Source organism: Burkholderia pulmonis, assembly GCF_984667975.1.
The window spans coordinates 3,035,770-3,058,625 of the sequence record NZ_OZ480186.1; the positions used below are offsets into that span (position 1 = coordinate 3,035,770).

Annotated in this window: 21 protein-coding genes and 1 tRNA gene; 8 read left to right on the forward strand and 14 right to left on the reverse strand. The window is 66.5% G+C overall.

Annotated elements, in window-relative coordinates:
- Nucleotides 1-379: 379 nt before the first annotated feature.
- From AC5LXK_RS14095 to recA, 8 genes are all read right to left on the reverse strand, one after another.
- On the reverse strand, nucleotides 380-2,158 hold the full coding sequence (locus AC5LXK_RS14095; RefSeq protein WP_493389360.1) for a PglL family O-oligosaccharyltransferase: 1,779 nt from the start codon (nucleotides 2,156-2,158) through the stop codon (nucleotides 380-382).
- A 155-nt stretch (nucleotides 2,159-2,313) separates the two neighbouring features.
- On the reverse strand, nucleotides 2,314-2,910 hold the full coding sequence (locus AC5LXK_RS14100) for a pilin (protein ID WP_493389361.1): 597 nt from the start codon (nucleotides 2,908-2,910) through the stop codon (nucleotides 2,314-2,316).
- Nucleotides 2,911-3,005: 95 nt separating this feature from the next.
- Nucleotides 3,006-3,710, reverse strand: coding sequence for a TerC family protein (locus tag AC5LXK_RS14105; RefSeq protein ID WP_493389362.1), 705 nt, complete (start codon nucleotides 3,708-3,710; stop codon nucleotides 3,006-3,008).
- 156 nt (nucleotides 3,711-3,866) lie between these two features.
- A complete protein-coding gene (sucD, locus tag AC5LXK_RS14110) occupies nucleotides 3,867-4,748 on the reverse strand; it encodes a succinate--CoA ligase subunit alpha (protein ID WP_493389363.1) in 882 nt (293 codons plus the stop codon).
- Nucleotides 4,749-4,817: 69 nt separating this feature from the next.
- A complete protein-coding gene (gene sucC, locus AC5LXK_RS14115; RefSeq protein WP_493389364.1) occupies nucleotides 4,818-5,984 on the reverse strand; it encodes an ADP-forming succinate--CoA ligase subunit beta in 1,167 nt (388 codons plus the stop codon).
- 68 nt (nucleotides 5,985-6,052) lie between these two features.
- The gene (locus AC5LXK_RS14120) at nucleotides 6,053-6,661 is read right to left on the reverse strand and encodes a DUF2889 domain-containing protein (RefSeq protein ID WP_493389365.1); all 609 of its coding nucleotides are present in this window, start codon (nucleotides 6,659-6,661) and stop codon (nucleotides 6,053-6,055) included.
- Between the two features lie 146 nt (nucleotides 6,662-6,807).
- On the reverse strand, nucleotides 6,808-7,677 hold the full coding sequence (gene recX, locus AC5LXK_RS14125) for a recombination regulator RecX (protein ID WP_493389366.1): 870 nt from the start codon (nucleotides 7,675-7,677) through the stop codon (nucleotides 6,808-6,810).
- Nucleotides 7,677-8,747 (reverse strand): recombinase RecA, encoded by a 1,071-nt coding sequence (recA, locus tag AC5LXK_RS14130; RefSeq protein ID WP_493389367.1) that lies wholly within the window; start codon nucleotides 8,745-8,747, stop codon nucleotides 7,677-7,679. The genes recX and recA overlap by 1 nt, the downstream gene beginning before the upstream one ends.
- A gap of 189 nt (nucleotides 8,748-8,936) precedes the next feature.
- On the opposite strand from recA, the gene AC5LXK_RS14135 reads away from it, so the two are divergent.
- The 4 genes from AC5LXK_RS14135 to AC5LXK_RS14150 all read left to right on the forward strand — a co-directional run bounded on the left by AC5LXK_RS14135 (nucleotide 8,937) and on the right by AC5LXK_RS14150 (nucleotide 13,354).
- The gene (locus AC5LXK_RS14135; protein WP_493389368.1) at nucleotides 8,937-9,665 is read left to right on the forward strand and encodes a response regulator; all 729 of its coding nucleotides are present in this window, start codon (nucleotides 8,937-8,939) and stop codon (nucleotides 9,663-9,665) included.
- A gap of 17 nt (nucleotides 9,666-9,682) precedes the next feature.
- Nucleotides 9,683-11,230 carry a sensor histidine kinase gene (locus AC5LXK_RS14140; protein ID WP_493389369.1) on the forward strand — a complete coding sequence of 516 codons (1,548 nt, stop codon included), beginning with the start codon at nucleotides 9,683-9,685 and terminating at the stop codon, nucleotides 11,228-11,230.
- Between the two features lie 226 nt (nucleotides 11,231-11,456).
- On the forward strand, nucleotides 11,457-13,115 hold the full coding sequence (locus AC5LXK_RS14145) for an MFS transporter (RefSeq protein ID WP_493389370.1): 1,659 nt from the start codon (nucleotides 11,457-11,459) through the stop codon (nucleotides 13,113-13,115).
- A gap of 162 nt (nucleotides 13,116-13,277) precedes the next feature.
- A tRNA-Met gene (locus AC5LXK_RS14150) sits at nucleotides 13,278-13,354 on the forward strand.
- 257 nt (nucleotides 13,355-13,611) lie between these two features.
- Here AC5LXK_RS14150 and AC5LXK_RS14155 read toward each other — a convergent pair.
- The 4 genes from AC5LXK_RS14155 to AC5LXK_RS14170 form a co-directional block, all read right to left on the reverse strand.
- On the reverse strand, nucleotides 13,612-13,920 hold the full coding sequence (locus tag AC5LXK_RS14155) for a hypothetical protein (protein ID WP_493389371.1): 309 nt from the start codon (nucleotides 13,918-13,920) through the stop codon (nucleotides 13,612-13,614).
- A 21-nt stretch (nucleotides 13,921-13,941) separates the two neighbouring features.
- Entirely contained in the window at nucleotides 13,942-14,724 is a 783-nt protein-coding gene (locus AC5LXK_RS14160) for a hypothetical protein (RefSeq protein ID WP_493389372.1), read from the reverse strand.
- 314 nt (nucleotides 14,725-15,038) lie between these two features.
- Nucleotides 15,039-16,013 carry a LysR family transcriptional regulator gene (locus tag AC5LXK_RS14165; RefSeq protein ID WP_493389373.1) on the reverse strand — a complete coding sequence of 325 codons (975 nt, stop codon included), beginning with the start codon at nucleotides 16,011-16,013 and terminating at the stop codon, nucleotides 15,039-15,041.
- 185 nt (nucleotides 16,014-16,198) lie between these two features.
- Nucleotides 16,199-17,170 carry a GlxA family transcriptional regulator gene (locus AC5LXK_RS14170; RefSeq protein WP_493389374.1) on the reverse strand — a complete coding sequence of 324 codons (972 nt, stop codon included), beginning with the start codon at nucleotides 17,168-17,170 and terminating at the stop codon, nucleotides 16,199-16,201.
- Between the two features lie 117 nt (nucleotides 17,171-17,287).
- Here AC5LXK_RS14170 and AC5LXK_RS14175 point away from each other — a divergent pair, with 117 nt between their 5' ends.
- Together AC5LXK_RS14175 and AC5LXK_RS14180 are read left to right on the forward strand one after the other, a co-directional pair.
- Nucleotides 17,288-17,971, forward strand: a complete 684-nt coding sequence (locus AC5LXK_RS14175; protein ID WP_493389375.1) for a DJ-1/PfpI family protein — start codon at nucleotides 17,288-17,290, stop codon at nucleotides 17,969-17,971.
- A gap of 24 nt (nucleotides 17,972-17,995) precedes the next feature.
- A complete protein-coding gene (locus AC5LXK_RS14180) occupies nucleotides 17,996-18,307 on the forward strand; it encodes a cupin domain-containing protein (RefSeq protein WP_493389376.1) in 312 nt (103 codons plus the stop codon).
- 40 nt (nucleotides 18,308-18,347) lie between these two features.
- On the opposite strand, the gene AC5LXK_RS14185 is transcribed toward AC5LXK_RS14180, so the two are convergent.
- Nucleotides 18,348-18,632, reverse strand: coding sequence for a PAAR domain-containing protein (locus AC5LXK_RS14185; RefSeq protein WP_493389377.1), 285 nt, complete (start codon nucleotides 18,630-18,632; stop codon nucleotides 18,348-18,350).
- A 148-nt stretch (nucleotides 18,633-18,780) separates the two neighbouring features.
- Between AC5LXK_RS14185 and AC5LXK_RS14190 the strand changes: the two genes are divergently transcribed.
- A complete protein-coding gene (locus AC5LXK_RS14190; protein WP_493389378.1) occupies nucleotides 18,781-18,915 on the forward strand; it encodes a hypothetical protein in 135 nt (44 codons plus the stop codon).
- A 9-nt stretch (nucleotides 18,916-18,924) separates the two neighbouring features.
- On the opposite strand, the gene AC5LXK_RS14195 is transcribed toward AC5LXK_RS14190, so the two are convergent.
- A complete protein-coding gene (locus AC5LXK_RS14195) occupies nucleotides 18,925-19,317 on the reverse strand; it encodes an MAPEG family protein (RefSeq protein WP_493389379.1) in 393 nt (130 codons plus the stop codon).
- Between the two features lie 423 nt (nucleotides 19,318-19,740).
- Between AC5LXK_RS14195 and AC5LXK_RS14200 the strand changes: the two genes are divergently transcribed.
- A complete protein-coding gene (locus AC5LXK_RS14200) occupies nucleotides 19,741-22,848 on the forward strand; it encodes a transglycosylase domain-containing protein (RefSeq protein ID WP_493389380.1) in 3,108 nt (1,035 codons plus the stop codon).
- Nucleotides 22,849-22,856: the final 8 nt, after the last annotated feature.

The following is a 22,856-nucleotide window of genomic DNA, read 5'->3' on the forward strand; positions in this document are numbered from 1 at the left end:
ATGTGTCGTACCGCGCCGCGGCCATCGGACCGGCGCCCCGTGACGGCCGCGCGGCCGATCGATGCTCGGCCGCGATCCTGCCCGGCGGACTTCCCGGATAACCGGGAACGTTTTCCGTATTCGCGCCTGCTACGTCCCGTACAGGCAGGCACGCGAGCGCTTTCGCGCATTGTGCACGCGCCGCCTGGTCAGCGGCGGCGATTTGACAATGATTGACGCGAATCACCGTCATTCGACCGGAATCCGCGCAATCCGCGAGGTAATCGATGCCCGACCGGATTCGCGCGCCACGCGCGAGGCCACTCTGCCGGACACCGGCCTCCCTCTCGCTGCAACGCCATCAACGCCGGCGTTCCCCGTTCCGGCGGCGTTGCGCGCGTCAATCCGAATCGTCGTCGTCAGAGTCGTCGTCCGAATCGGCCGGCGCTTCGCCGTACTTCGCGACGACGGCCGCCTTGAACGCCTTCAGCGTCGGCCGCTGATCGCACAGCTTGTACAGCGAGGCCAGCTGTTGCGGCCAGTCCTTCAACTCCTTCGCGAACACGTGCAGGCGCGCGACGGTGTCGAGCGCATCGGCTTCACGGCCGGCCAGCGCCTGCAGCACTGCATAACGGCGCAACACCGTCTCGCCGGGCAGCAGCGCGATCGCGCGCTCATGCGCGGCGAGCTTGGCCGGCAAATCGTCCGGCGAAATCGGAAGCAACGTCGCCGCACCGTACTCGCCCCACGCGCCGAACAGCAGCGACGGCGCATCGCGGTACTGCGCGGCCGGATCGCTGCCGTAATAGAGCACTTCCGCGCGCTGGTAGTCGCGCAGCACGGGCACGGCCGCCAGCACGCCGCCGATCGACAGCACCGCGAACAGCCCGAATGCCGCGCGGCCCGGCAGGATGCGCAGCGACTTCACGTCGAGCAGCCCGATCACGAACATCGCCGGCAGCAGGAAGAACATGTACTGCTGCGGATACTCGACCAGCGCGTGCATCAGCAGAATGCCGATCAGCGCGAAACCGAACACGCGCATGCTCGACTGCGGCGCGCGCACGGCACGCACGAACCACATCACGAGCGTGACGGCGAGCACGCCGAGGCCGACGAGGCCGGTCTTCGCGAGCAGGTCGATGAAGATGTCGTGCGAGTTGTTCGCGATCTCGACGCCGCCGAGCGCGCGCACGAGCGCAAACTGATGCGACGGGAATTCGCCCCAGCCGACGCCGAGCAGCGGATGTTCGCGGAACATCGCAAGCCCGTACTTCCACAACGCGAGGCGCGGTGCGATCTGCCCCGCATCGCGCATCCGGTCGGCCGCCGATTCCGCGAGGTTCAGGTGATAGTGCACGTTGGCCCAGCGCACCGCGACGTTCACCGCGATGAACGCGACCGCCAGCACGGCCGGTATCAGCCACGCACGCGCATTGCCCTGCGCGCGTCGCGATTCGATCCACGCCATCCAGAAACCCGCGACGACCATCACCGCGACTTGCAGCCACGGCCCGCGCGACACCGTGAGCGCGAGACCGATCGACAGCACGATCGACAGCGCGAGCCACGCCCAGACCGCGAGCCGGCGCGTCTGCACCAGATATAGCGCACCCGCGAGCGCGAACGCGATGTAGCTGGCCAGATGGTTCGCCTGCGCCATGTTGCCGTACGGACGACGGTCGACCGCGACGTTGTACACCACGACGAACGGCGAGACGGCCGACTCGAGGTGGAACAGCTGCACGAACTGGGTGCCGACCGCGAACAAGCCGCCGACGAGCAGTGCACCGGCCATCATCCGCGAAACGGCTTCGGCCAGCCCGTCGCGCGCGAGCGCGTAACCGGCCTGCATCGCGACCAGCGCGGCGGCGAGATAGCCAACCGCCAGCCAGTTCATCGACGGCACCTTGAGCGGAATCAGCGCGACCTGCGCGATCAGCACCACGGCAAACCCGAGCGGCACGACGAACGCGGCCGGCGCGGCAAACGGCTGATCCCGGCGGCCGCCGAGCGTCAGCAGCACGACCGACAGCCCCACCAGCAGATACAGCACCAGCGCGGAAAACTCGGAATAAAAGGTTGGGATCGGATACGTGTGATTCGTGATCGCGTACGGCACGATCAGGGCGACAGCCAGCGCAACGAGCGACAACGAACGGGAAAAAGTAGAAGGCATGAGCGAACCGGATGTCAGCAACCGGCGCACTATACAAAACTTTCCCTCCTCTGTGCGGGGGCTTCGCCCCTCGACCTGACGCCGAGCGGCGGCCCCCACCGGCCGAAGCGGCGTGCGACACGTCGCACGCGCAGCCCGCCGCCTGCTTCGCCGGCCTACGCGCGGCACTCCGCGGGCGCATATTTCGCCGGCAGCGTCGCGGCATCGCCCGGCAACGGCCCGGCTCCCGGCGCCGGCAGCGACGATGCGTCCTTGCCCGCGGCGAAACACTCCCATGCGATCGTGCCGGCCTGCATCGCGCCCTTTTTAAGCGCCACGCGCGCGGCAGGCGCGTCGGCCTTGTCGGGCGCGGACGGCACGAGCACCAGCGTATTCGTGCCCGCGGCGGCGACGCGGGTGCTGAACGCGACCGTGATCTGGCCGGTATCGCCGTCGATCGCAACGGATTCGACGTTGCGGGTAGCGGCCGGCGGGCTGTAGCCGCCGTCGAGGCTCGCGCCGCTCGCCGCGTTGTCGGCCACCGCGAGCCGTGCGGACGACGCGAGCGCCAGCCCCTCGCCGACGCGCGAACGCGCGAGGTAATCCTGGTACGCGGGAATCGCATAGGCCGCGACGACACCGACGATCGCCAGCACGATCATCAGCTCGATCAGCGTGAAGCCGGCCGGCCGCCAGCGCGGCGACGGCCGGTTCGCGCGCCGCAGATCGGCGGCAACGCGACGGAACAGGGAAACGGAAAAGGCTTCGAACATGACAGGCTCCGGAAACGAGAAACGCCTGCCGGTAAAGGCAGGCGTCTCGATCGTAGCCAGCGGGCCGCGAAACCGGCAGTCGGCCGGATGGCCAGTCAGTGCGCGTGCGGCGCGCCGCCGCGTTTCCTGAGCGCGTAGCCGATTGCGACGACGAACAGCGCGCCCGCGATGCTCGCACCGTAGAGCACCTCCGGCATATCGAGCACCGGCCAGCGATCGCCGACCGGGTCGTTCACGATCAGCCCGCCGGCGATCCAGCCGAGCAGCGCGGCACCGAGCGCCACGACGACCGGAAAACGGTCGAGCAGCTTCAGCACCAGCGTGCTGCCCCACACGATGATCGGCACGCTGACGACGAGCCCGAAAATCACGAGCGCGATCCGGTGTGACGGATCGGCCTGTTCAGCCGCGCCGGCAATCGCGATCACGTTGTCGAGGCTCATCACCGCATCGGCGATCACGATCGTCTTCACGGCGTCCCACAGCCGGCTGGCCGGCTTGATGTGGTCGTGCGCGTCGGTCGCCGGCGCCATCAGCTTGATGCCGATCCACAGCAGCAGCAACCCGCCGCCGAGCTTCAGGAACGGCACGTCGAGCAGCGCGACCGCGAACGTGATCAGCGCGACACGCAGCACGATCGCCCCGGCGGTGCCCCAGAGGACCCCGCGCAGACGCTGGTTCGCCGGCAGGTTGCGGCAGGCGAGCGCGATCACGACCGCGTTGTCGCCGCCGAGCAGGATATCGATGATGATGATCTGGAGAATGGCGCCCCAGTGCAGCGACGCGAGGAATTCGAGCATGGCGGTGAGGAGAGGACAGCGGCCGCCTCGCGGGCGGCCCGGTTCATCGTCGGTACATGCACGACGCATGCCCGGTGCTTACGAATTCATTGCGCGAGCATAACAAAAAACGCCGGCAAAGCCGGCGTTTTCTGCAGGACGAACCCAGTGGAAATATTACAGCGCCTTCTTCAGCAGACGGCCCATTTCCGACGGGTTGCGCGTGACGGTGATGCCGCACGCTTCCATGATTTCCAGCTTCGCTTCGGCCGTATCCGCACCGCCCGAGATCAGCGCGCCGGCGTGGCCCATGCGCTTGCCCGGAGGCGCCGTGACGCCAGCGATGAAGCCGACGACCGGCTTCTTCATGTTGTCCTTGATCCACTCAGCCGCATTGGCTTCGTCCGGACCACCGATTTCGCCGATCATCACGACCGCATCCGTATCCGGATCGTCGTTGAACATCTGCATCACGTCGATGTGCTTCAGACCGTTGATCGGGTCGCCGCCGATACCGACTGCCGACGACTGGCCGAGGCCGAGTGCCGTCAGCTGTGCAACGGCTTCATACGTCAGCGTGCCCGAACGCGACACGACGCCGATGCGGCCCTTGCGGTGGATGTGACCCGGCATGATGCCGATCTTCAGTTCGTCCGGCGTGATCGTGCCCGGGCAGTTCGGCCCGAGCAGCAGCGTCTTGCGCCCTTCGCGGCGCATGCGGTCCTTCACTTCGATCATGTCGCGGACGGGAATGCCTTCCGTGATACAGATCGCGAGATCCAGATCGGCTTCGACCGCTTCCCAGATCGCAGCGGCTGCGCCTGCCGGCGGAACGTAGATGACCGACACGGTCGCGCCGGTTTCTGCCTTCGCTTCCTTGACGCTTGCGTAGATCGGAATGCCTTCGAAATCTTCGCCGGCCTTCTTCGGGTTCACGCCCGCGACGAATGCTTCGCGGCCGTTTGCGTATTCACGGCAGGCGCGCGTATGGAACTGACCGGTTTTGCCGGTAATGCCCTGCGTGATGACCTTCGTGTCCTTGTTGATCAGAATCGACATGTATTTTGACCTCTGTTCGATTGGCGTCGCGTGCGAACCGCGCCGCCTTGCGTGTTCATTAGCGCGCGCTTACTTGCCTTCGGCAGCCGCGACGACCTTCTGCGCAGCTTCTTCCATGCTGTCCGCGGCGATGATCGGCAGGCCCGAGTCGGCCAGCATCTTCTTGCCGAGGTCCTCGTTCGTGCCCTTCATGCGCACGACGAGCGGCACGTTCAGGTTCACGGCCTTCGAACCGGCGATCACGCCTTCCGCGATCACGTCGCAGCGCATGATGCCGCCGAAGATGTTCACGAGGATCGCCTTCAGACCCGGGTTCTTCAGCATCAGCTTGAACGCTTCCGTGACCTTCTCGGTCGTCGCGCCACCGCCGACGTCCAGGAAGTTCGCCGGCTCGCCGCCGAACAGCTTGATGGTGTCCATCGTTGCCATCGCGAGGCCTGCGCCGTTCACGAGACAGCCGATGTTGCCGTCGAGCGAGATGTACGCGAGGTCGAACTTCGACGCTTCGATTTCAGCCGGATCTTCTTCGTCCAGATCGCGGTACGCGACGATTTCCGGGTGACGGAACAGCGCGTTCGAGTCGAAGTTGAACTTCGCGTCGAGTGCGATGACCTTGCCGTCGCTGGAAACGTTCAGCGGGTTGATTTCCGCCAGCGATGCATCGGTTTCCCAGAATGCCTTGTACAGGCCTTGCAGGATCGCGCGCGCTTGCGGGATCGAAGCAGCCGGCACGCCGATCTTCGCGGCGAGGTCGTCTGCCTGGGCATCGAGCAGGCCGGTCGACGGCTCGACGATGACCTTGTGGATCAGTTCCGGGTGCTTTTCGGCAACTTCTTCGATGTCCATGCCGCCTTCGCTCGAACCCATCAGAACGATCTTTTGCGACACGCGATCGACGACGAGGCTGACATACAGTTCCTGCTTGATGTCGGCGCCTTCTTCGACCATCAGACGGTTGACCTTCTGGCCTTCCGGACCGGTCTGGTGCGTGACGAGCTGCATGCCGAGGATCTGGTTCGCGTATTCGCGAACCTGCTCGATCGACTTCGCCACCTTCACGCCGCCGCCCTTGCCACGGCCACCCGCGTGAATCTGAGCCTTCACGACCCATACCGGGCCGCCGAGCTCTTCTGCCACCTTGACGGCTTCGTCAACCGAGAACGCCGGCTTGCCGCGCGGTACCGCGACTCCGAATTTCCGCAGGATTTCCTTACCCTGGTACTCGTGAATCTTCATGCGTGATTCCCTTCAGTCTGAGAGTTGGATGAAAAGTCGCTTAAGACGCTTCTTCGAATGATTTCCGTTCATTCCTTCGTGCTGCCATCACCGGGCATATCCGGCCGGAGCGGGCCATACCACCGCGGGTAGTACTGCCGCACGACCTCGCCGTCGAATCGCAGCGCACGGCAGCGGCCGAGCTGGAACGGCGGTTCGGCGTGCACGCCGTCGTGATCCGGCCCTTCACCGCCCTCTTCGCGCACATTCCACACATCACCGGCGAACGCCTGGATCGCTGCCGTCGGCAGCACGGCGCACAGTTCGGTGAGATGGGAGCAGCCTGCGACGCCGGCGAGCAGCCGGTTCGCGTTGCGGCGGAAATTGCGGAAGAGATTGAGCCCGATAAGGGCCCGATAGGCAGGAGGAGCGGATTGACAGTGACCGGGATAGGGCACCCATTCCGACGACGCTTCGGCGTCGACGACATTGAGGTCACGATCGATGGTCACGCGCAGCCAGAGTTCGTGGATCGGCAGGCCCTGGGGCCGGATGCCCGACGCAAGCGCGACATCGCGCGGCTTGTGGTCGGTCAGGCAGGCTTCAATGTCCCACAAGCCATCGCCGCGCTCGTAGGCTTCCGCTCGGATTGCGCGTCGATGTCGCAACTGACGGGGCACGGGCTCGGATAGCGGCATGCTGGAGGTTGAGGCCGAAGAGGAAAACCCATGGATTTTAGCATATTGGGTATTTGAGACAGTTCGACGCGACGGCGGGTATTCCCGCCTGCCCGGAAGTGGTTGCATTGCAGCAAAATCGCGCGCCACGCGCGCGACCGGGCCGGTCAATCGTCGATCGGGAAATCGTCGCCGACTTTCAGCAACTTCACGATGGTCGCGCTCGAGAAGCCGCGTGCGGCGAGAAAGCGCGCCTGCTTCGCACGTTCCGCCGGCGTTTGCGGCAGTGCACCGAATTTCTTGCGCCAGACGGCCTGCGCACGCGTCCATTCGGTCTCGCGCAACTGCGCGTTCACTTCCTCGACGAGCGTATCGCCGACCGCATGACGCTTCAGTTCGCTGACGATGCGCGCGACGCCGACGCGCGATGCGCGGCGATGCACGAGGCTCTCGGCAAAGCGCGCGTCGGACAGCCAGCCTTCCTGTTCCAGCGCATCGAGCACCGGGTCGACGGACTCGTCTTCGCCGACGTAGGGCGCGAGCTTGCGCGCGAGCTCCGTACGGCTGTATTCGCGCCTCGACAGATAGCCGAGCGCGCGCCCCTTCAAGGAACGTTGCGGCTTCGACGACTTGCGTTCGGTCGCGCCCGGAGCGTCACCCGACGAAGTACTGGAAGAAGCGCCGGACGCACGGCGCGTGCGACGCGGATGCTGGCTGCTGCGTGTATAGACGTCTTCCCTCGCCGGCGCCGATACATCGCCTGCGCGATCGCCCGGGAAGCTGACACCGGACACGCGACGGCGGGAGCGGTCGTGTGCGTCGAACGATTCATCGTCGGCGAACGGATCGTCCGGTGCGGCAATCTCAAACGAAACGAGGGCATCGTCGGATGCCCTCGTCGCGGTGCGGTTCGCGGCATGGCTGCCTGCGCCCCGTCGGTCGGCGCCCGAGGATCCGGCTCGCCGGCCGGAGCGACCCGCCCCTTCGGGCGCGTCGCTCTCCTCCGGCTCGCCAGCCTGACCTCGGCGCACAACCATTACTCTTCTTCGTCCAGCGCCTCGGCTTCGTTGGCTACGCCATCGGGCATGCTGACGACACCGAGCGATTCGCGGATGCGGTTCTCGATCTCGCGTGCGATTTCCGGATTCTCGCGCAGGAATTCACGCGCGTTGTCCTTGCCCTGGCCGATCTTCTCGCCGTTGTAGCTGTACCAGGCGCCCGCCTTGTCGACGATCTTCGCCTGCACGCCGAGATCGATGATCTCGCCCTGACGCGAAATGCCTTCGCCATACAGGATGTCGAAGATCGCTTCGCGGAACGGCGGCGACACCTTGTTCTTGACGACCTTCACGCGGGTTTCGTTGCCGATCACCTCGTCGTTCTTCTTGATCGAGCCGATCCGGCGGATGTCGAGACGCACCGACGAGTAGAACTTCAGCGCGTTGCCGCCCGTCGTGGTTTCCGGGTTGCCGAACATCACGCCGATCTTCATCCGGATCTGGTTGATGAAGATCACGAGGCAGTTCGTGCGCTTGATCGTGCCGGTCAGCTTGCGCAGTGCCTGCGACATCAGGCGGGCCTGCAGACCCGGCAGCGAATCGCCCATCTCGCCTTCGATTTCGGCCTTCGGCACGAGCGCCGCGACCGAGTCGATGACGATCATGTCGATCGAGCCCGAGCGCACCAGCGCGTCGGTGATTTCAAGTGCCTGCTCGCCGGTGTCCGGCTGCGAGATCAGCAGCTCCGGCACGTTCACGCCGAGCTTCGCGGCATATTGAACGTCGAGCGCGTGCTCGGCGTCGATGAACGCTGCGGTGCCGCCCAGCTTCTGCAGTTCGGCGATGACCTGCAGCGTGAGCGTGGTTTTACCGGACGATTCCGGACCGTAGATCTCGACCACACGGCCGCGCGGCAGGCCACCGACGCCCAGTGCGATGTCAAGACCCAGCGAGCCCGTGGAGACGACCTGGATGTTTTCGGCTGCGTCGCCGTCGCCCATCCGCATGATCGACCCTTTGCCGAACTGCTTCTCGATCTGCGCGAGTGCGGCCGCCAGCGCCTTGCTCTTCTCGGCGGTCATCCCGGAGCCCTTCTTGCTATCTTCCATGAATCGTCCTTTGCTATGATGAGCAGCGTCTGTAAGAGGCGCGCCCGCTTTCAAGCGCCGCCACGAATGCAGACACTGTATAAAAAAACAGTGTTTTATGCAAGCCCGCAATGCAGGCTGCGTTGTACACGAATCACTTCGGAGACAGCCGCGCCGGCGCGAACGCCCTGCCGGCCATCGGTCAGCAACATGCGAATTCTCATCGCCGAAGACGACAGCATACTCGCGGACGGCCTCACCCGGTCACTCCGCCAGTCGGGCTATGCCGTCGATCACGTGAAGAGCGGCGTCGATGCGGATACCGCCCTGTCGATGCAGACTTTCGACCTGCTGATCCTCGATCTCGGGCTGCCGAAAATGTCCGGGCTCGACGTGCTCAAGCGCCTGCGCGCCCGCAATTCCAACCTCCCCGTGCTGATCCTGACGGCCGCCGACAGCGTCGACGAACGCGTGAAGGGGCTCGACCTCGGCGCCGACGATTACATGGCCAAGCCGTTCGCGCTCAACGAGCTCGAGGCACGAGTGCGCGCGCTGACCCGGCGCGGCGCGGGCGGCGGCCCGACCGTCGTGCGCCACGGCTCGCTCGCGTTCGATCAGGTCGGCCGCATCGCGTATGCGAACGATCACGTGCTCGATCTCTCCGCGCGCGAGCTCGGCCTGCTCGAGGTGCTGCTGCAGCGGATCGGCCGGCTCGTGTCGAAGGAGCAGCTCGTCGATCACCTGTGCGAATGGGGCGAGGAAGTCAGCAACAACGCGATCGAAGTCTACGTGCACCGGCTGCGCAAGAAGATCGAACCGAGCGGCGTGCGGATCTCGACCGTGCGCGGCCTCGGCTATTGCCTCGAGAAGGTCGCGCCCGCCGCGCCGGCGGACACGACAGCGCCCCAGCCCGCGTTGGCCGGCACGCCGCTGCGCTGACACCGGGCGTCGCCGCGATGGCCACGCCGGCCCACTCCCGCCACCCGACCGGCGCATCGTCGTCGGCCGCCGACGATGCGCGCGACGCGCGCTACGAAAACCCGTTCGCGCCGCCCGACGAAATCGAATCGCCCGAAACGCCGCGCCCGCGCTCGCTGTTCGGCGAAATCCTCGACTGGATGCTCGCGCCGCTGCTGCTGCTGTGGCCGATGAGCATCGCCGTCACCTATCTCGTCGCGAAGACGATCGCGAACAGCCCGTTCGACCGCGCGCTCGAAACCAATGCGTACGTGCTCGCGCGGCAGATTCATCCGGTCAACGGCGTCGCCGAGCTGACGCTGCCGGAACAGACGCGCGATTTCCTGCGCGCGGACAACGTCGACAGCGTTTACTTCCAGGTGCTCGGCACGCGCGGCGAACTGGTTGCCGGTGAGGCCGACATGCCGCTGCCGCGCGACGAGGACCGCCCGCCGCCCGGCGTCGTCGTGTTCCGCGACGACCTGCTGCGCGGCAACGACGTGCGCGTCGCCTATACGACGGTCGCGCTGCCGCAGTCGAGCGGCACGCAGCCCGTGCTCGTGCAGGTCGGCGAGACGCTCGACAAGCGCAACGCGCTCGCGAACGACATCATCAAGGGCGTGATCCTCCCGCAGTTCGTGATCCTGCCGCTCGCGATCCTGCTCGTCTGGTTCGGGCTGTCGCGCGGGCTCGCGCCGCTCAATGCGCTGCAGGCGCACATCCGCGCCCGGCGGCCCGACGACCTGTCGCCCGTCGAGGCGCAGCGCGCGCCGCCCGAGATCGAGCCGCTCGTCACGTCGTTCAACGACCTGCTCGCGCGCCTCGAACAGAACATGGCGCTGCAAAAACGCTTCATCGCCGACGCCGCGCACCAGATGAAGACGCCGCTCGCGGGCCTGCGCACGCAGGCCGAGTTCGCGCTGCGCCACCCCGTCCCGCCCGACGTGCAGCGCTCGCTCGAACAGATCGCGACGAGCTCCGAACAGGCCGCGCGGCTCGTCACGCAACTGCTGGCGCTCGCGCGCGCCGAAAACCGCGCGAGCGGGCTCACGTTCGAGCCGGTCGAGATCGCCGCGCTCGCGCGGCGCGCCGTGCGCGACTGGGTGCAGGCCGCGCTCGCGAAGCGGATGGACCTCGGCTACGAAGGGCCGCCCGACGACGCACCGCTCGAGGTCGACGGCAATCCGGTGATGCTGCGCGAGATGCTCGGCAACCTGATCGACAACGCGATCCGCTACACGCCCGAAGGCGGCCGCATCACCGTGCGCGTGCATGCCGATCCGGCAGCGCGGTTCGTTCACCTCGAAGTCGAAGACACAGGCCCCGGCATCCCGGCCGCCGAACGCGAGCGCGTCGTCGAGCGCTTCTACCGGATCCTCGGCCGCGAAGGCGACGGCAGCGGCCTCGGGCTCGCGATCGTGCGCGAGATCGCCACGCAACACGGCGGCACGCTGACGCTCGACGATCACGTCTACCAGCGCACGCCACGCCTCGCCGGCACGCTCGTGCGCATCAGCCTGCCGATGGCCGGCACCGCCCCGGATTAACCCTGACGCGCGCCGCCGCAGCGCGGCGCAACTGCGTCGAAACCGGCGATTTACCGGATGTTCGCGCCACAATCGACACGAGAAGCGGCCGATTCGGCGCGGGTTAACGCGCAGTCGTTTTGTAGGCGCGAGTCAGTACGCCGTAAGTTTCCGTGCCAATAATCGTCGACAGGCCCGCCCACCCAAGGCGGCCGCACATCTATATCAAGGGACTTGGAGACGATTCATGGCAACGTTAGGCGGGCAAATTTCGCACTCGCCGATGACGGGCGAAGAGAAGAAGGTGATCTTCGCGTCGTCGCTCGGCACCGTGTTCGAGTGGTACGACTTTTACCTGGCCGGCTCGCTCGCGGCCTACATCAGCAAGAGCTTCTTCTCCGGCGTCAATCCGACCGCCGCGTTCATCTTCACGCTGCTCGGTTTTGCCGCCGGCTTCGCGGTGCGGCCGTTCGGTGCGATCGTGTTCGGCCGGCTCGGCGACCTCGTCGGCCGCAAGCACACGTTCCTCGTGACGATCGTGATCATGGGCATCTCGACGTTCGTGGTCGGCTTCCTGCCCGGCTATGCGTCGATCGGCATCGCCGCGCCCGTGATCTTCATCGCGATGCGGCTGCTGCAGGGTCTCGCGCTCGGCGGCGAGTACGGCGGCGCGGCGACCTACGTCGCCGAACACGCGCCGGCGAACCGTCGCGGCTTCTACACCGCCTGGATCCAGACGACCGCGACGCTCGGCCTGTTCCTGTCGCTGCTCGTGATCCTCGGCGTGCGCACGTTCATCGGCGAGGAAGCGTTCGGCAGCTGGGGCTGGCGCGTGCCGTTCGTCGCGTCGATCCTGCTGCTCGCCGTGTCGGTGTGGATCCGGATGCAGCTGAACGAATCGCCGGTGTTCCTGCGCATCAAGGCGGAAGGCAAGACGTCGAAAGCGCCGCTGACTGAAGCGTTCGGCCAGTGGAAGAACCTGAAGATCGTGATCCTCGCGCTCGTCGGCCTGACGGCCGGCCAGGCCGTCGTGTGGTACACGGGCCAGTTCTACGCGCTGTTCTTCCTCACGCAGACGCTGAAGGTCGACGGGGCCAGCGCGAACATCCTGATCGCGATCGCGCTGCTGATCGGCACGCCGTTCTTCCTGTTCTTCGGTTCGCTGTCGGACAAGATCGGCCGCAAGCCGATCATCCTCGCGGGCTGCCTGATCGCGGCACTGACGTACTTCCCGCTGTTCAAGGCGCTCACGCACTACGCGAACCCGCAGCTCGAACTCGCGACGCAGAAGGCGCCGATCACGGTCGTCGCCGATCCGGATACCTGCTCGTTCCAGTTCAACCCGGTGGGCACGTCGAAGTTCACCAGCTCGTGCGACATCGCGAAGGGCGCGCTCGCGAAGGCCGGCCTGAACTACGAGAACGTCGCGGCGCCGGCCGGCACGATGGCCGAGATCAAGGTCGGCGACACGGTGATCCAGACCTACGACGGCAAGGCGACCGACGCGAAGGCGCAGGGCGCGGCGTTCGACAAGACGCTCGCGTCGACGCTGAAGGGAGCCGGCTACCCGGCGAAGGCCGATCCGGCGCAGCTCAACTGGCCGATGACGATCGTGATCCTGACGATCCTCGTGATCTACGTGACGATGGTCTACGGCCCGATCGCCGCGATGCTGGTCGAGATGTTCCCGACACGGATCCGCTACACGTCGATGTCGCTGCCCTATCACATCGGCAACGGCTGGTTCGGCGGCTTCCTGCCGGCCACCGCGTTCGCGATCGTCGCGGCGAAGGGCAACATCTATTCGGGCCTCTGGTATCCGATCGTGATCGCGCTGGCCACGTTCGTGATCGGCTTGCTGTTCGTCAAGGAGACGAAGGACTCGGACATCTACGCGCAGGATTGATGTTTGCCGGGCGGGCGGGGAGCGGTTGCCGGACGGGCGTTCCGGCGGCCCGCAACCCGCCCTGCCGTCAGGTCGCCACGGGCCGGCTGGCCGCTTTTTTCACGGAAGGTGGAAAAAGCTGTTGACAGCCCGACGGTATATCTACATAATTTGATTCTTCACGGCGAATTAGCTCAGTCGGTTAGAGCGACGGAATCATAATCCGCAGGTCCGGGGTTCGAATCCCTGATTCGCCACCAAATGCGAAAAGCCGCTGTTTCGAAAGAAACAGCGGCTTTTTTCATTGCGTCGCAGCTCCAGCGCTGCTTCTCGCAGAGAGCCCTCTCCCCGATTACATCGCGTTGGCCGTATGCGCCTCTGCCAGCGCCTGCAAACGTTGACCAAGACGCGAACCGCATCGGCCGGGGAACCGGACACGAACCGCCCGTTGAATACGTACTCGCGGATATCCTTGAGCGGGCCGTTTCATCGACGCGCAATTCGTCGTTGTCGATCTTCAATGCCATGAGGCCGGGAATGCGCTCCTTCGCGAACCTGCGCCAGTCGAAGCGACAATCATCCGGCCCTCGTCCGTAGCGAAATTCCGATCGAAATCGATGCGCGACTTGTACTCATCGATACGAACAGCCGGGCTGAAGGCACGCTGAATGGCCGCAGCGCGAGAATCCGGATTCTCTACGTTGGCCGATGCCGGCGCCTGCACATGGGTCACGCCGGCCAGCGTCGAACCGAACAATGCCGCGATGACGCGCGCCGTCATTTCATCGAACCCGTGCCAGTCGCCCCCGATTGCCAGACGGGACACAGCCGATCCGTGCCCCGCGCGCTACTTCGGCTGAACCGGTTCATAGACATTGTCGATACGCTGATATTGATAGGAAATCGTCTTGAAATCAGGATCGTAAAGCCGCTGATAGGCGCGATCGCACGCATCATCCAGATTCACCGGGTAACTCGGCGGCCATGCCGCAATGGGCTGACACCTGAAAGCGCTGGCGCCGTCGCTCTTGAACCGCAGGATCATCAGGCTTTCCTGGACTCCCTGTGCCGCCTTCTCGTAGTACCGCTTGTTGTTCAGTACGACGCCCATCGGAAAGTAGTCCGATTCGAGGCCTTCGGCCATGGCCGGCTCGGCCACCATGACGGCCGCCTTGCGCAGATAGGCTTCAGCCGCAGCGGGATCCGACTGCATCAGGCGCTGCCCCTTGTATTTGTACGCCACGGCCACGACCGGGAGCTGGCCGGGCGTCGGGTGCTCGCCCCACCACGCGATGATCTCGTCGAGACTGTGCGCGAAAAGCTGCTCATACTCGCCCGAGTCGGACTGCGTCACGTGCAACGGCAATCGACAGTCCACGACGCACTGTGCAACGACCGGCGGATCCCCCGCTTTCCAACGCCGCCAGGTTTCCTCCTCGCGCGCATTCTGCCGGTGATCATCGATGGCGCCGGACACCAGTGCAACGGGCGCGACAGCGACCATTGCCGCACCCCAGGCAATCGTGCACGACGTGGAATGACTGCCGGAAAGCAAATTGCCGCAGTCGTTCGAGCACGCGCCGAGCGCCAGCGTGCACGCCACGCACGCCAGGCGTCGAATGAACGTCATGGACCTCGACATCGTTTCCCCGGTAGTCGTTGATTATTTTTCAGCTCGACAGCCAACCTTGCCGCGCCGTTCGCCGGAGGCGAAAAGCCACCGCGCGAATTTAACGAATCCGTCGATTAAAAGATAACTGTCGGGTTTATCAGGAACCCGGCCGCCCCGGGCCGGATTGCCTCGATGCAGATTTTTCGCAGCAACCGGAAAGCCGGCGGCGCGCCGGACGATTCGCCTCATTGCGCCGCCAAGTCGGCACCCGGCCGCCTCACCAGCGCAGCGCACCTGCGCATCGATGCGCAGGTCGCATGCCACGCGTTGCACTACGCCGCCACCGCGCCCCTCTGCAACGTCGCCCCCTGCGCCCCCACCCGTCCGCGCCAGTCCTCCCCGCCCTCCAGCGCCGGCGTCGACTCGAACACCTCCGCGATCCAGTCGGCAAAAACACGCACTTTCTGCGACAGATGCCGGTTGTGCGGATAGACGATCGAGATCGGCTTCGGCTTCGGATTGCAGTCCGGCAGCACCTCCACCAGCGAGCCGTCGAGCAGGTTCGGCAGCACCATGAACAGCGTCGGCTGGATCATCCCGAAACCTTCGAGCCCGCAGGTCACGTAGGCATCCGAATCGTTGACCGTCACGCTCGCGTTCATCCGCACCTCGAACGGCTTGCCGTCGATCATGAACACCCACGGAACCGCGCGCGCGCCGTGGCTAGAACGGAAATTCACCGCATGGTGTTCGGCGAGATCGGCGATCTCGTGCGGTTCGCCGTGACGCGCGAGGTAATCGGGCGACGCGCAGGTCACGCGCTTCAGCATCCCGATGCGCCGCGCGACCATCGACGAATCCTCGAGCGGCCCGATCCGGATCATGCAGTCGATGCCCTCCTCGACCGGATCCACGTAGCGGTCGGACAACCCCAGCTCGAGCGTGATGTCCGGATAGCGCTGCCGGAAAATCGACAGCGACGGCAGCACGATGCGCCGCCCGAGCGAGCTCGGCATGTGGACGCGCAACACGCCGCTCGGCTTGCGGTTGCCGGCCTGGAAACTCGCGTCGGCTTCCGCGATTTCCGAGATGATCTTCATGCAGTGCTCGTAGTACGCGGCGCCCTCCGGCGTCAGCGACAACCGGCGCGTCGTCCGGTGCATCAGGCGCACGCCGAGCAGCGCCTCGAGATTCTGGATGATGGTCGTCACCGACGCGCGCGGCATCGCGAGCGTGTCGGCTGCCCGCGTAAAGCTGTTCGCGTCGACCACACGAGTAAAAACTTCCATTGCCTGGATTCGGTCCATGCTGCATCCCCCATCGAATCGCCAACGGAACAGAATAGAGCGCGCGGCAGGCCCGGCACAAGCCCCCGTCTATTGTTCTCCGATCCTGAATAGTTTCGGCATTTCGGACTGGAAACCGACCGGTTTTCGTTCAGTTTCGGACGAATCGGACAGCAACCGCTCCGGCCCCGGTCACGCCCCGTGACTCACCGCACGAAGCGCTCGCGATAGCCCTGCGGCGACACGCCCAGCACACGCACGAAACTGCGCCGCAGCGTCTCCTCCGAACCGAAGCCGCAACGCGCGGCGATCCGCTTGACCGGCCATGCCGTTTCGCCGAGCAGGCGCTGCGCGGCCTCGACGCGGATCTGCTCGACCGCCCGCGCCGGTGTGCGACCGGTACCGGCGCGATAGTGGCGTACGAAGCTGCGCTCGCTCATGCGTACGCGCTCGGCCAGTGCGGGCACCGACAGGTCGGCCGTCAGGTGCTCGGCCATCCACGCGTGCAGCTCGCCGAACCGGTCGTCGGTGCGCTGCATCGACAGCATCGCGCTGAACTGCGCCTGTCCGCCGGGGCGCTTCAGGAACACGACGAGTTCGCGCGCGACGTCGAGCGCGATCGCGCGCCCGAGATCCTCCTCGACCAGCGCGAGCGCGAGATCGATGCCGGCCGTCACGCCGGCCGACGTCCACAGTGCACCTTCGCGGATGAAGATCGGGTCGGATTCGACGCGCACGTTCGGGTAGCGCGCCGCGAATTCGTCGCAGCGCGCCCAGTGCGTGACCGCGCGCCGTCCATCGAGCAGGCCGGCCTCCGCGAGCAGGAACGCACCGGTGCAGACCGACGCCACGCGCCGCGCGCGCCCGGCCTGCTGCCGCACCCAGCGCACGACCTGTGCATCCTTCGATGCCGCATGCACGCCCTTGCCGCCGGCGACGATCAGCGTATCGGGCTGGCGCGCGGCCGAACGCAGCGACTCGGCCATCACGACGAGGCCCGACGACGTCTCGACAGGCCCCGCTTCAACCGCAACGACGCGCGGCGCATAGGGCGCCGGCTGCCCGCGCTCCAGCGCGAGCTCGTTGACGGACGCGAACACCTGCAGCGGCCCCGTCACGTCGAGCAACTGCGCACGGTGGAACGCGAGGACCAGAATCGAGCGCGGGGCGGCAGGCATGGCGATTGGCTGAAAACGTGGGTGATATGGCAATTTCGCCAAACACTACGCGCCTAGAATCGATCTGTCCATCCCGTGCCGGCGACGGCGCCTGTCACTTCCACTCGGAGTTTTCGCATGACCCTGCACATCGGCTTTCTCGTGTTTCCGGGCGTCCAGCAACTCGACCTCACCGGCCCGCACGACGTGCTCGCGTCGCTGCCCGACGCAACCGTCCACCTTGTCTGGAAATCGCGCGACGCGGTCGCGTCGAGCAGCGGCCTCGCGCTCGCGCCGACCTGCACGTTCGACGACTGCCCGCCGCTCGACGTGATCTGCATTCCGGGCGGGATCGGAGTCAACGACCTGCTGCTCGATGCCGACACGATCGCTTTCGTGCAGCAACGCGCGGCCACCGCGCGCTACGTGACGTCGGTCTGCACGGGTGCGCTGGTGCTCGGCGTGGCCGGCCTGCTGCGCGGGCGGCGCGCGACGACGCACTGGGCCTTCCACTCGCTGCTCGAACCGCTGGGCGCGGTGCCCGTTCGCGAGCGCGTCGTGCGGGACGGCAACCTGATCACCGGCGGCGGCGTGACGGCAGGCATCGACTTCGCACTGACGATCGCCGCGGAACTGGTCGGCGACGAAGAGGCGCAGGCGATCCAGCTGCAGCTCGAATACGCGCCCGCGCCGCCGTTCGACGCCGGCTCGCCCGACACGGCGCCGGCGTCGGTCCTGAAACGCGTCACCGAGCGATCGGCGGCCGGCTTCGCGAAGCGCAAGCAGATCATCGAACAGGCGCTGCGCGAGATGTCGCGCTGAATGCGCTCGCCGGAGAACACCCCGATGAACATCATCCGGAGTGCAGAATTCACGGCGGAGCGTGCATGGGGCGCACTCGACATCGCGAACCTGAACGGCATCACGGTCCGGCTGCACTGGACCAATGCACCGTATCGCTGGCACGTGAACGACGGGGAGGAGGTATTCACGGTGCTCGATGGCCGCGTCGAAATGCGCTACCGAGAGGCAGGCGTCGAGCACGCGACGGTGCTCGAGACGGGCGACGTCTTCCACGCGACGGCAGGTACCGAGCATGTCGCACATCCGCTCGGCGTAGCGCGCGTCCTCGTGATCGAAACGGAAGGCAGCGTCTGACGGCAGGTAGCTGCCATACACCGACGACGCGCGTCGGGCTTCACCCCGTGATCGTCCCCGTTGCCTGCGACGCGATCAGTTTCGGCTGCGGCGTGCACAGGCACTGGCACAGGTCGTGTTCGAGCGCGACGACCTTGCCCATCACCGTCATCGTCCGTTCGCCGCCGTCCGACACGATCACGCCCGGCGACTTGCACGTCGCGCAGAACACCGGCGCGCCGAGATACGCGAGTTCGCGTCCGTCGAACGACGAATTGGCGATCCCTTCGAGCACGACGCCGCCGTGGTCGGTCGTATCGCCCTTCAGAATGAATTTGCGGCTCATGATGTCTTCTTCCCTCGGAAACGCCGCGCAACGGGCAATACGGCCGCGCACGGGCAATCGGAATCCGCCCGTCGGTCGCGGGCCTTCCGCGAGCATATCACCGCCCGCGGCGATCGCCCGCCGGATGCCCCCGCGCCCGTCAGAACCTGTGCCGCATGCCGATCCGCGCTCCGGCGTGCTCACGCGCCGCGATGCGCTGAACACGCTGGCCTGCGACTACCTGATCCACTGCTTCGTCGAGGCAGCGCGCCGGCACGACCGCGCAAAGCCGCTGTGGCGGTAGCGGCGCCGCTCAGACGAACAGCGCGATGCACAGCGCGGCGCCACACAGATACGTGCCGAGCGCGCCGATGAAACGTACGGGATTCGGGTTGGCCATCGTCGGCCACGCGAGCAGGCCGATCACCAGCAGGCAACGGCACGCGGTTGCCGCGACGATCAGCGCCAGGATCGCGCGCGACGGATCGTGCGCGCCGAAATAGAGAAACAGCACCGCGAGAAACGGCGCGTATTCGGCCGTGTTGCCGTGCGCCCGCACGACCTTGTGCAGCCCGTTCGTCGGGTCGGGCGCGCACCCGGATCCGGTGGTGTGCCGAAAGCGCGTGACGGACACGACGAGCCCGAGCCCGAACAGCAGCAGCCCGAGGATGGCCGTGCAACCAAGCGCGACGGGATGGATCGTCATGGGACTCCGGGCGTGAGCGGAAATGGGCCGCACATCCGGCGATCCTACCCGTCGCCGACGCGCGCGGCTATCGCGGAAACCCGTAGCGGCGCCGGGCAGCAACAGCCGTTTCGCGTACGGGTTCCGGCCCGAATTGCGACCATGCGGCGACGCACGAAACCCGTGCATCGTCTGCCGGCCCGGCCGCGCGGACCTGTCGACCGACACCCCTGCCATGCGGCGGTTGCCGCGCGAAACGCGCAAACGTTACGCCGCGACGGCGCGCACCACCGCACCGCAACGCAAGCTGCCGGGCATCGCAGGCACGCGCGTTGCATCCGCGCATCTCGGTAGTCGACCGCCCTTGGCAGCCCGCTGCGGAGGACTACACTAATCCTTAATGGGGTGCGGCCGGACAACCCGCGCCCTCAGGGAGACGCCGCCATGAATCGGCCGCTGAATCGTATCCTGCCGCGCGTGACCGGTCTCGCATCGGTCTGGACGTGGGTCAAGTGGTCTTTGCTCGCCGCACTGCTGATCGCGGTGGCGATCGTGGCGCGGCTCGTGCAGACCGAGATCGAAACATCCCGGATGCAGGCGCATTACCTGTCCGAGCTCACCCGCGACGTCGGCTACACGGTCGAAACGGGCCCGAGCGATCACATCCGCTTCCCCGCGAACGGCCCGTACGACCAGCGCTTCGGCTACGCGATGATTCCGTCGTTCCAGCAGCGCCTGCTCGCACGCGGCTTCGTCGTGAGCAAGCAGGCGCGCGATTCGCAGCGGATGCTGTCGCTCGGCGATCGCGGGTTGTTCCTCCCTTACGAAGAGAAAGACCAGGCGGGCCTGATGCTGTTCGATTCGACCGGCTCGCCGCTGTTCGCGACCGTGTTCCCGCAGCGCGTCTATCCCGACTTCGACACGGTGCCGCGCGTGATCACCGATTCGCTGCTGTTCATCGAGGATCGTTACCTGCTCGACGCGAGCGAGCCGAACCGCAACCCGGCAATCGACTGGGGGCGCTTCAGCCGCGCGCTCGCCGACCAGGCGCTGCACGTCGTCAATCGCCACCAGGCGCGCCCGGGCGGCAGCACGCTCGCGACGCAGATCGAGAAGTTCCGCCATTCGCCCGAAGGCCGCACCGCGACGCCGCCCGAGAAGCTGCGGCAGATCGCGTCCGCGTCGGTTCGCGCGTACCTGAACGGCCCGCAGACGATGCTCGCGCGCCGCACGATCGTCGTGCGCTACCTGAACTCGGTGCCGCTCGCCGCCCGCCCGCATATCGGCGAAATCACCGGCATCGGCGACGGTCTCGCCGCGTGGTACGGCCGCGACTTCAACGACGTGAACCGCATCCTGTCCGCGCCGACCACCGGCGACAACGTCGACGAACAGGGCAAGACGTTCCGCGAGGTGCTGTCGCTGATCATCGCGCAGCGCGCGCCGTCGTACTTCCTCAACCGCGGCTATCCGGCACTGCAGAAGCTGACCGACAGCTACCTGCGGCTGCTGTCGAGCGGCGGCGTGATCTCGCCCGCGCTGCGCGATGCCGCGCTCGCCGCGCAGATCGAACGCAGTGCGCCGCCGGCCGCCGCGCACGTGCAGTCGTTCGTGTCGCGCAAGGCCGTGACGTCCGCGCGTGCGTCGCTGCTGTCGGCACTCGGCATCAGCGACCTGTACCAGCTCGACCAGCTCGACCTGCAGGCGACGAGCACGCTCGACAACGGCGTGCAGCAGGCCGTCGCCCAGCGGCTCGCGCAGGCGTCGACGCGCGACGGCGCGCAGGCAGCCGGCCTGTACGGCTTCGAGATGCTCGCGCCAAAGGACGACCCGTCGCACCTCACGTACAGCTTCACGCTGTACGAACATCGCAACGGCGCGAACCTGCTGCGCGTGCAGACCGACAGCGTGAACGAACCGTTCGACGTGAATCGCGGCGGCCGCATCAACCTGGGCTCGACCGCGAAACTGCGCACGCTGATCACGTACCTGCAGATCGTGTCCGACCTGCACGCGCGCTATGCGAACCTGTCGAATGCGGAGCTCGCACGCGTGAAACCCGACCCGATCGACGGGCTGTCGCACTGGGCGCTCGACTACCTGTCGCATACGCGCGACCGCTCGTTGCAGGCGATGCTCGACGCGGCGGTCGAACGCAAGTATTCGGCAAGCCCCGACGTGTTCTACACGGGCGGCGGCGCGCAGGTGTTCTCGAACTTCGACAAGTCGGACAACGGCCGCATCATGACGCTGCACGCGGCGTTCGAGCACTCGGTGAACCTCGTGTTCGTACGGCTGATGCGCGACATCGTCCACTACGAAATGCTGAAGGCGGCGGGCCCGTCGTCGTCGTGGCTCGGCGATCCCGAACAGCGCAAGCATTACCTCGAGCAGTTCGTCGACGGCGAAAGCCAGGTCTACGTGAAGCGCTACTACACGCGCTATGCGGGCAAGGCGCCCGACGACGCACTCGCGCTGATGCTGCAGGACGTGCGCAAGTCGCCGCCGAAGATCGCGACGGTGCTGCGCAGCGTCGCGCCGAACGAATCGCTCGCCTGGTTCGATGCGCAGATGCGCGCCCAACTGAAGGGAACGCCGGCCGCGACGCTGTCCGACGACGATCTCGCCGCGCTCTACGCGAAGTACGCGATCGACCGCTTCAACCTCAACGACCGCGGCTACATCGCGAGCGTGCATCCGCTCGCGCTGTGGACACTGAACTACCTGCGCGCCCACCCGGCCGCGTCGCTCGCCGACGTCCAGCGCGACAGCCGCGACGCGCGCTTCTACACGTACTCGTGGCTGTACAAGACGCGCTACCACGGGACGCAGGACCGGCGCATCCGCCGCATGGTCGAGCTGCGCGCGTATGCGGAGATCACGAAGGCGTGGCGCGCGCTCGGCTACCCGTTCGCGGAAGTCACGCCGTCCTACGCGGCCGCGATCGGCGCATCGGGCGACCAGCCCGACGCGCTCGCGAAACTGATCGGCCTGGTCGCGAACGGCGGCCAGAAGGCGCCGACCGAGACGATCACGCGGCTCGATTTCGCGAAGGGCACGCCGTACGAAACGCGCTTCGTGCGCGCGGCCGCACAGCCTCAGCCGATGCTGTCGCCGGAAATCGTCAACGTGGCGCACACGCTGCTGCGCGACGTCGTGCTCAACGGCACCGCGCGCCGCCTCGCGGGCGGGCTCACGCTGCCGAACGGCAAGACGCTCGACGTGTACGGCAAGACGGGGACGGGCGACCAGCGCTTCAACGTCTATGCGCGCGGCGCGCGGCTGATCGAGTCGCGCAAGGTCAACCGCAGCGGTACGTTCGTGTTCGTGATCGGCGACCGGTTCTTCGGGGTCCTGACCGCGACCGCACACGAGCCGTATGCGGCCCGCTACGACTTCACGAGCGCGATGGCCGTCCAGCTGCTGAAGTCGATGGCACCGGCGCTCGCGCCGCTGATCGAACGCCCGGCCGACGCCGGCACGCGCACCGCGGGCCCCGCGCCGCAAGCGGAAACGCCTGCGCCGGGCGCGGCTGCCGTGCAACCGTCCTGATCGCGGCG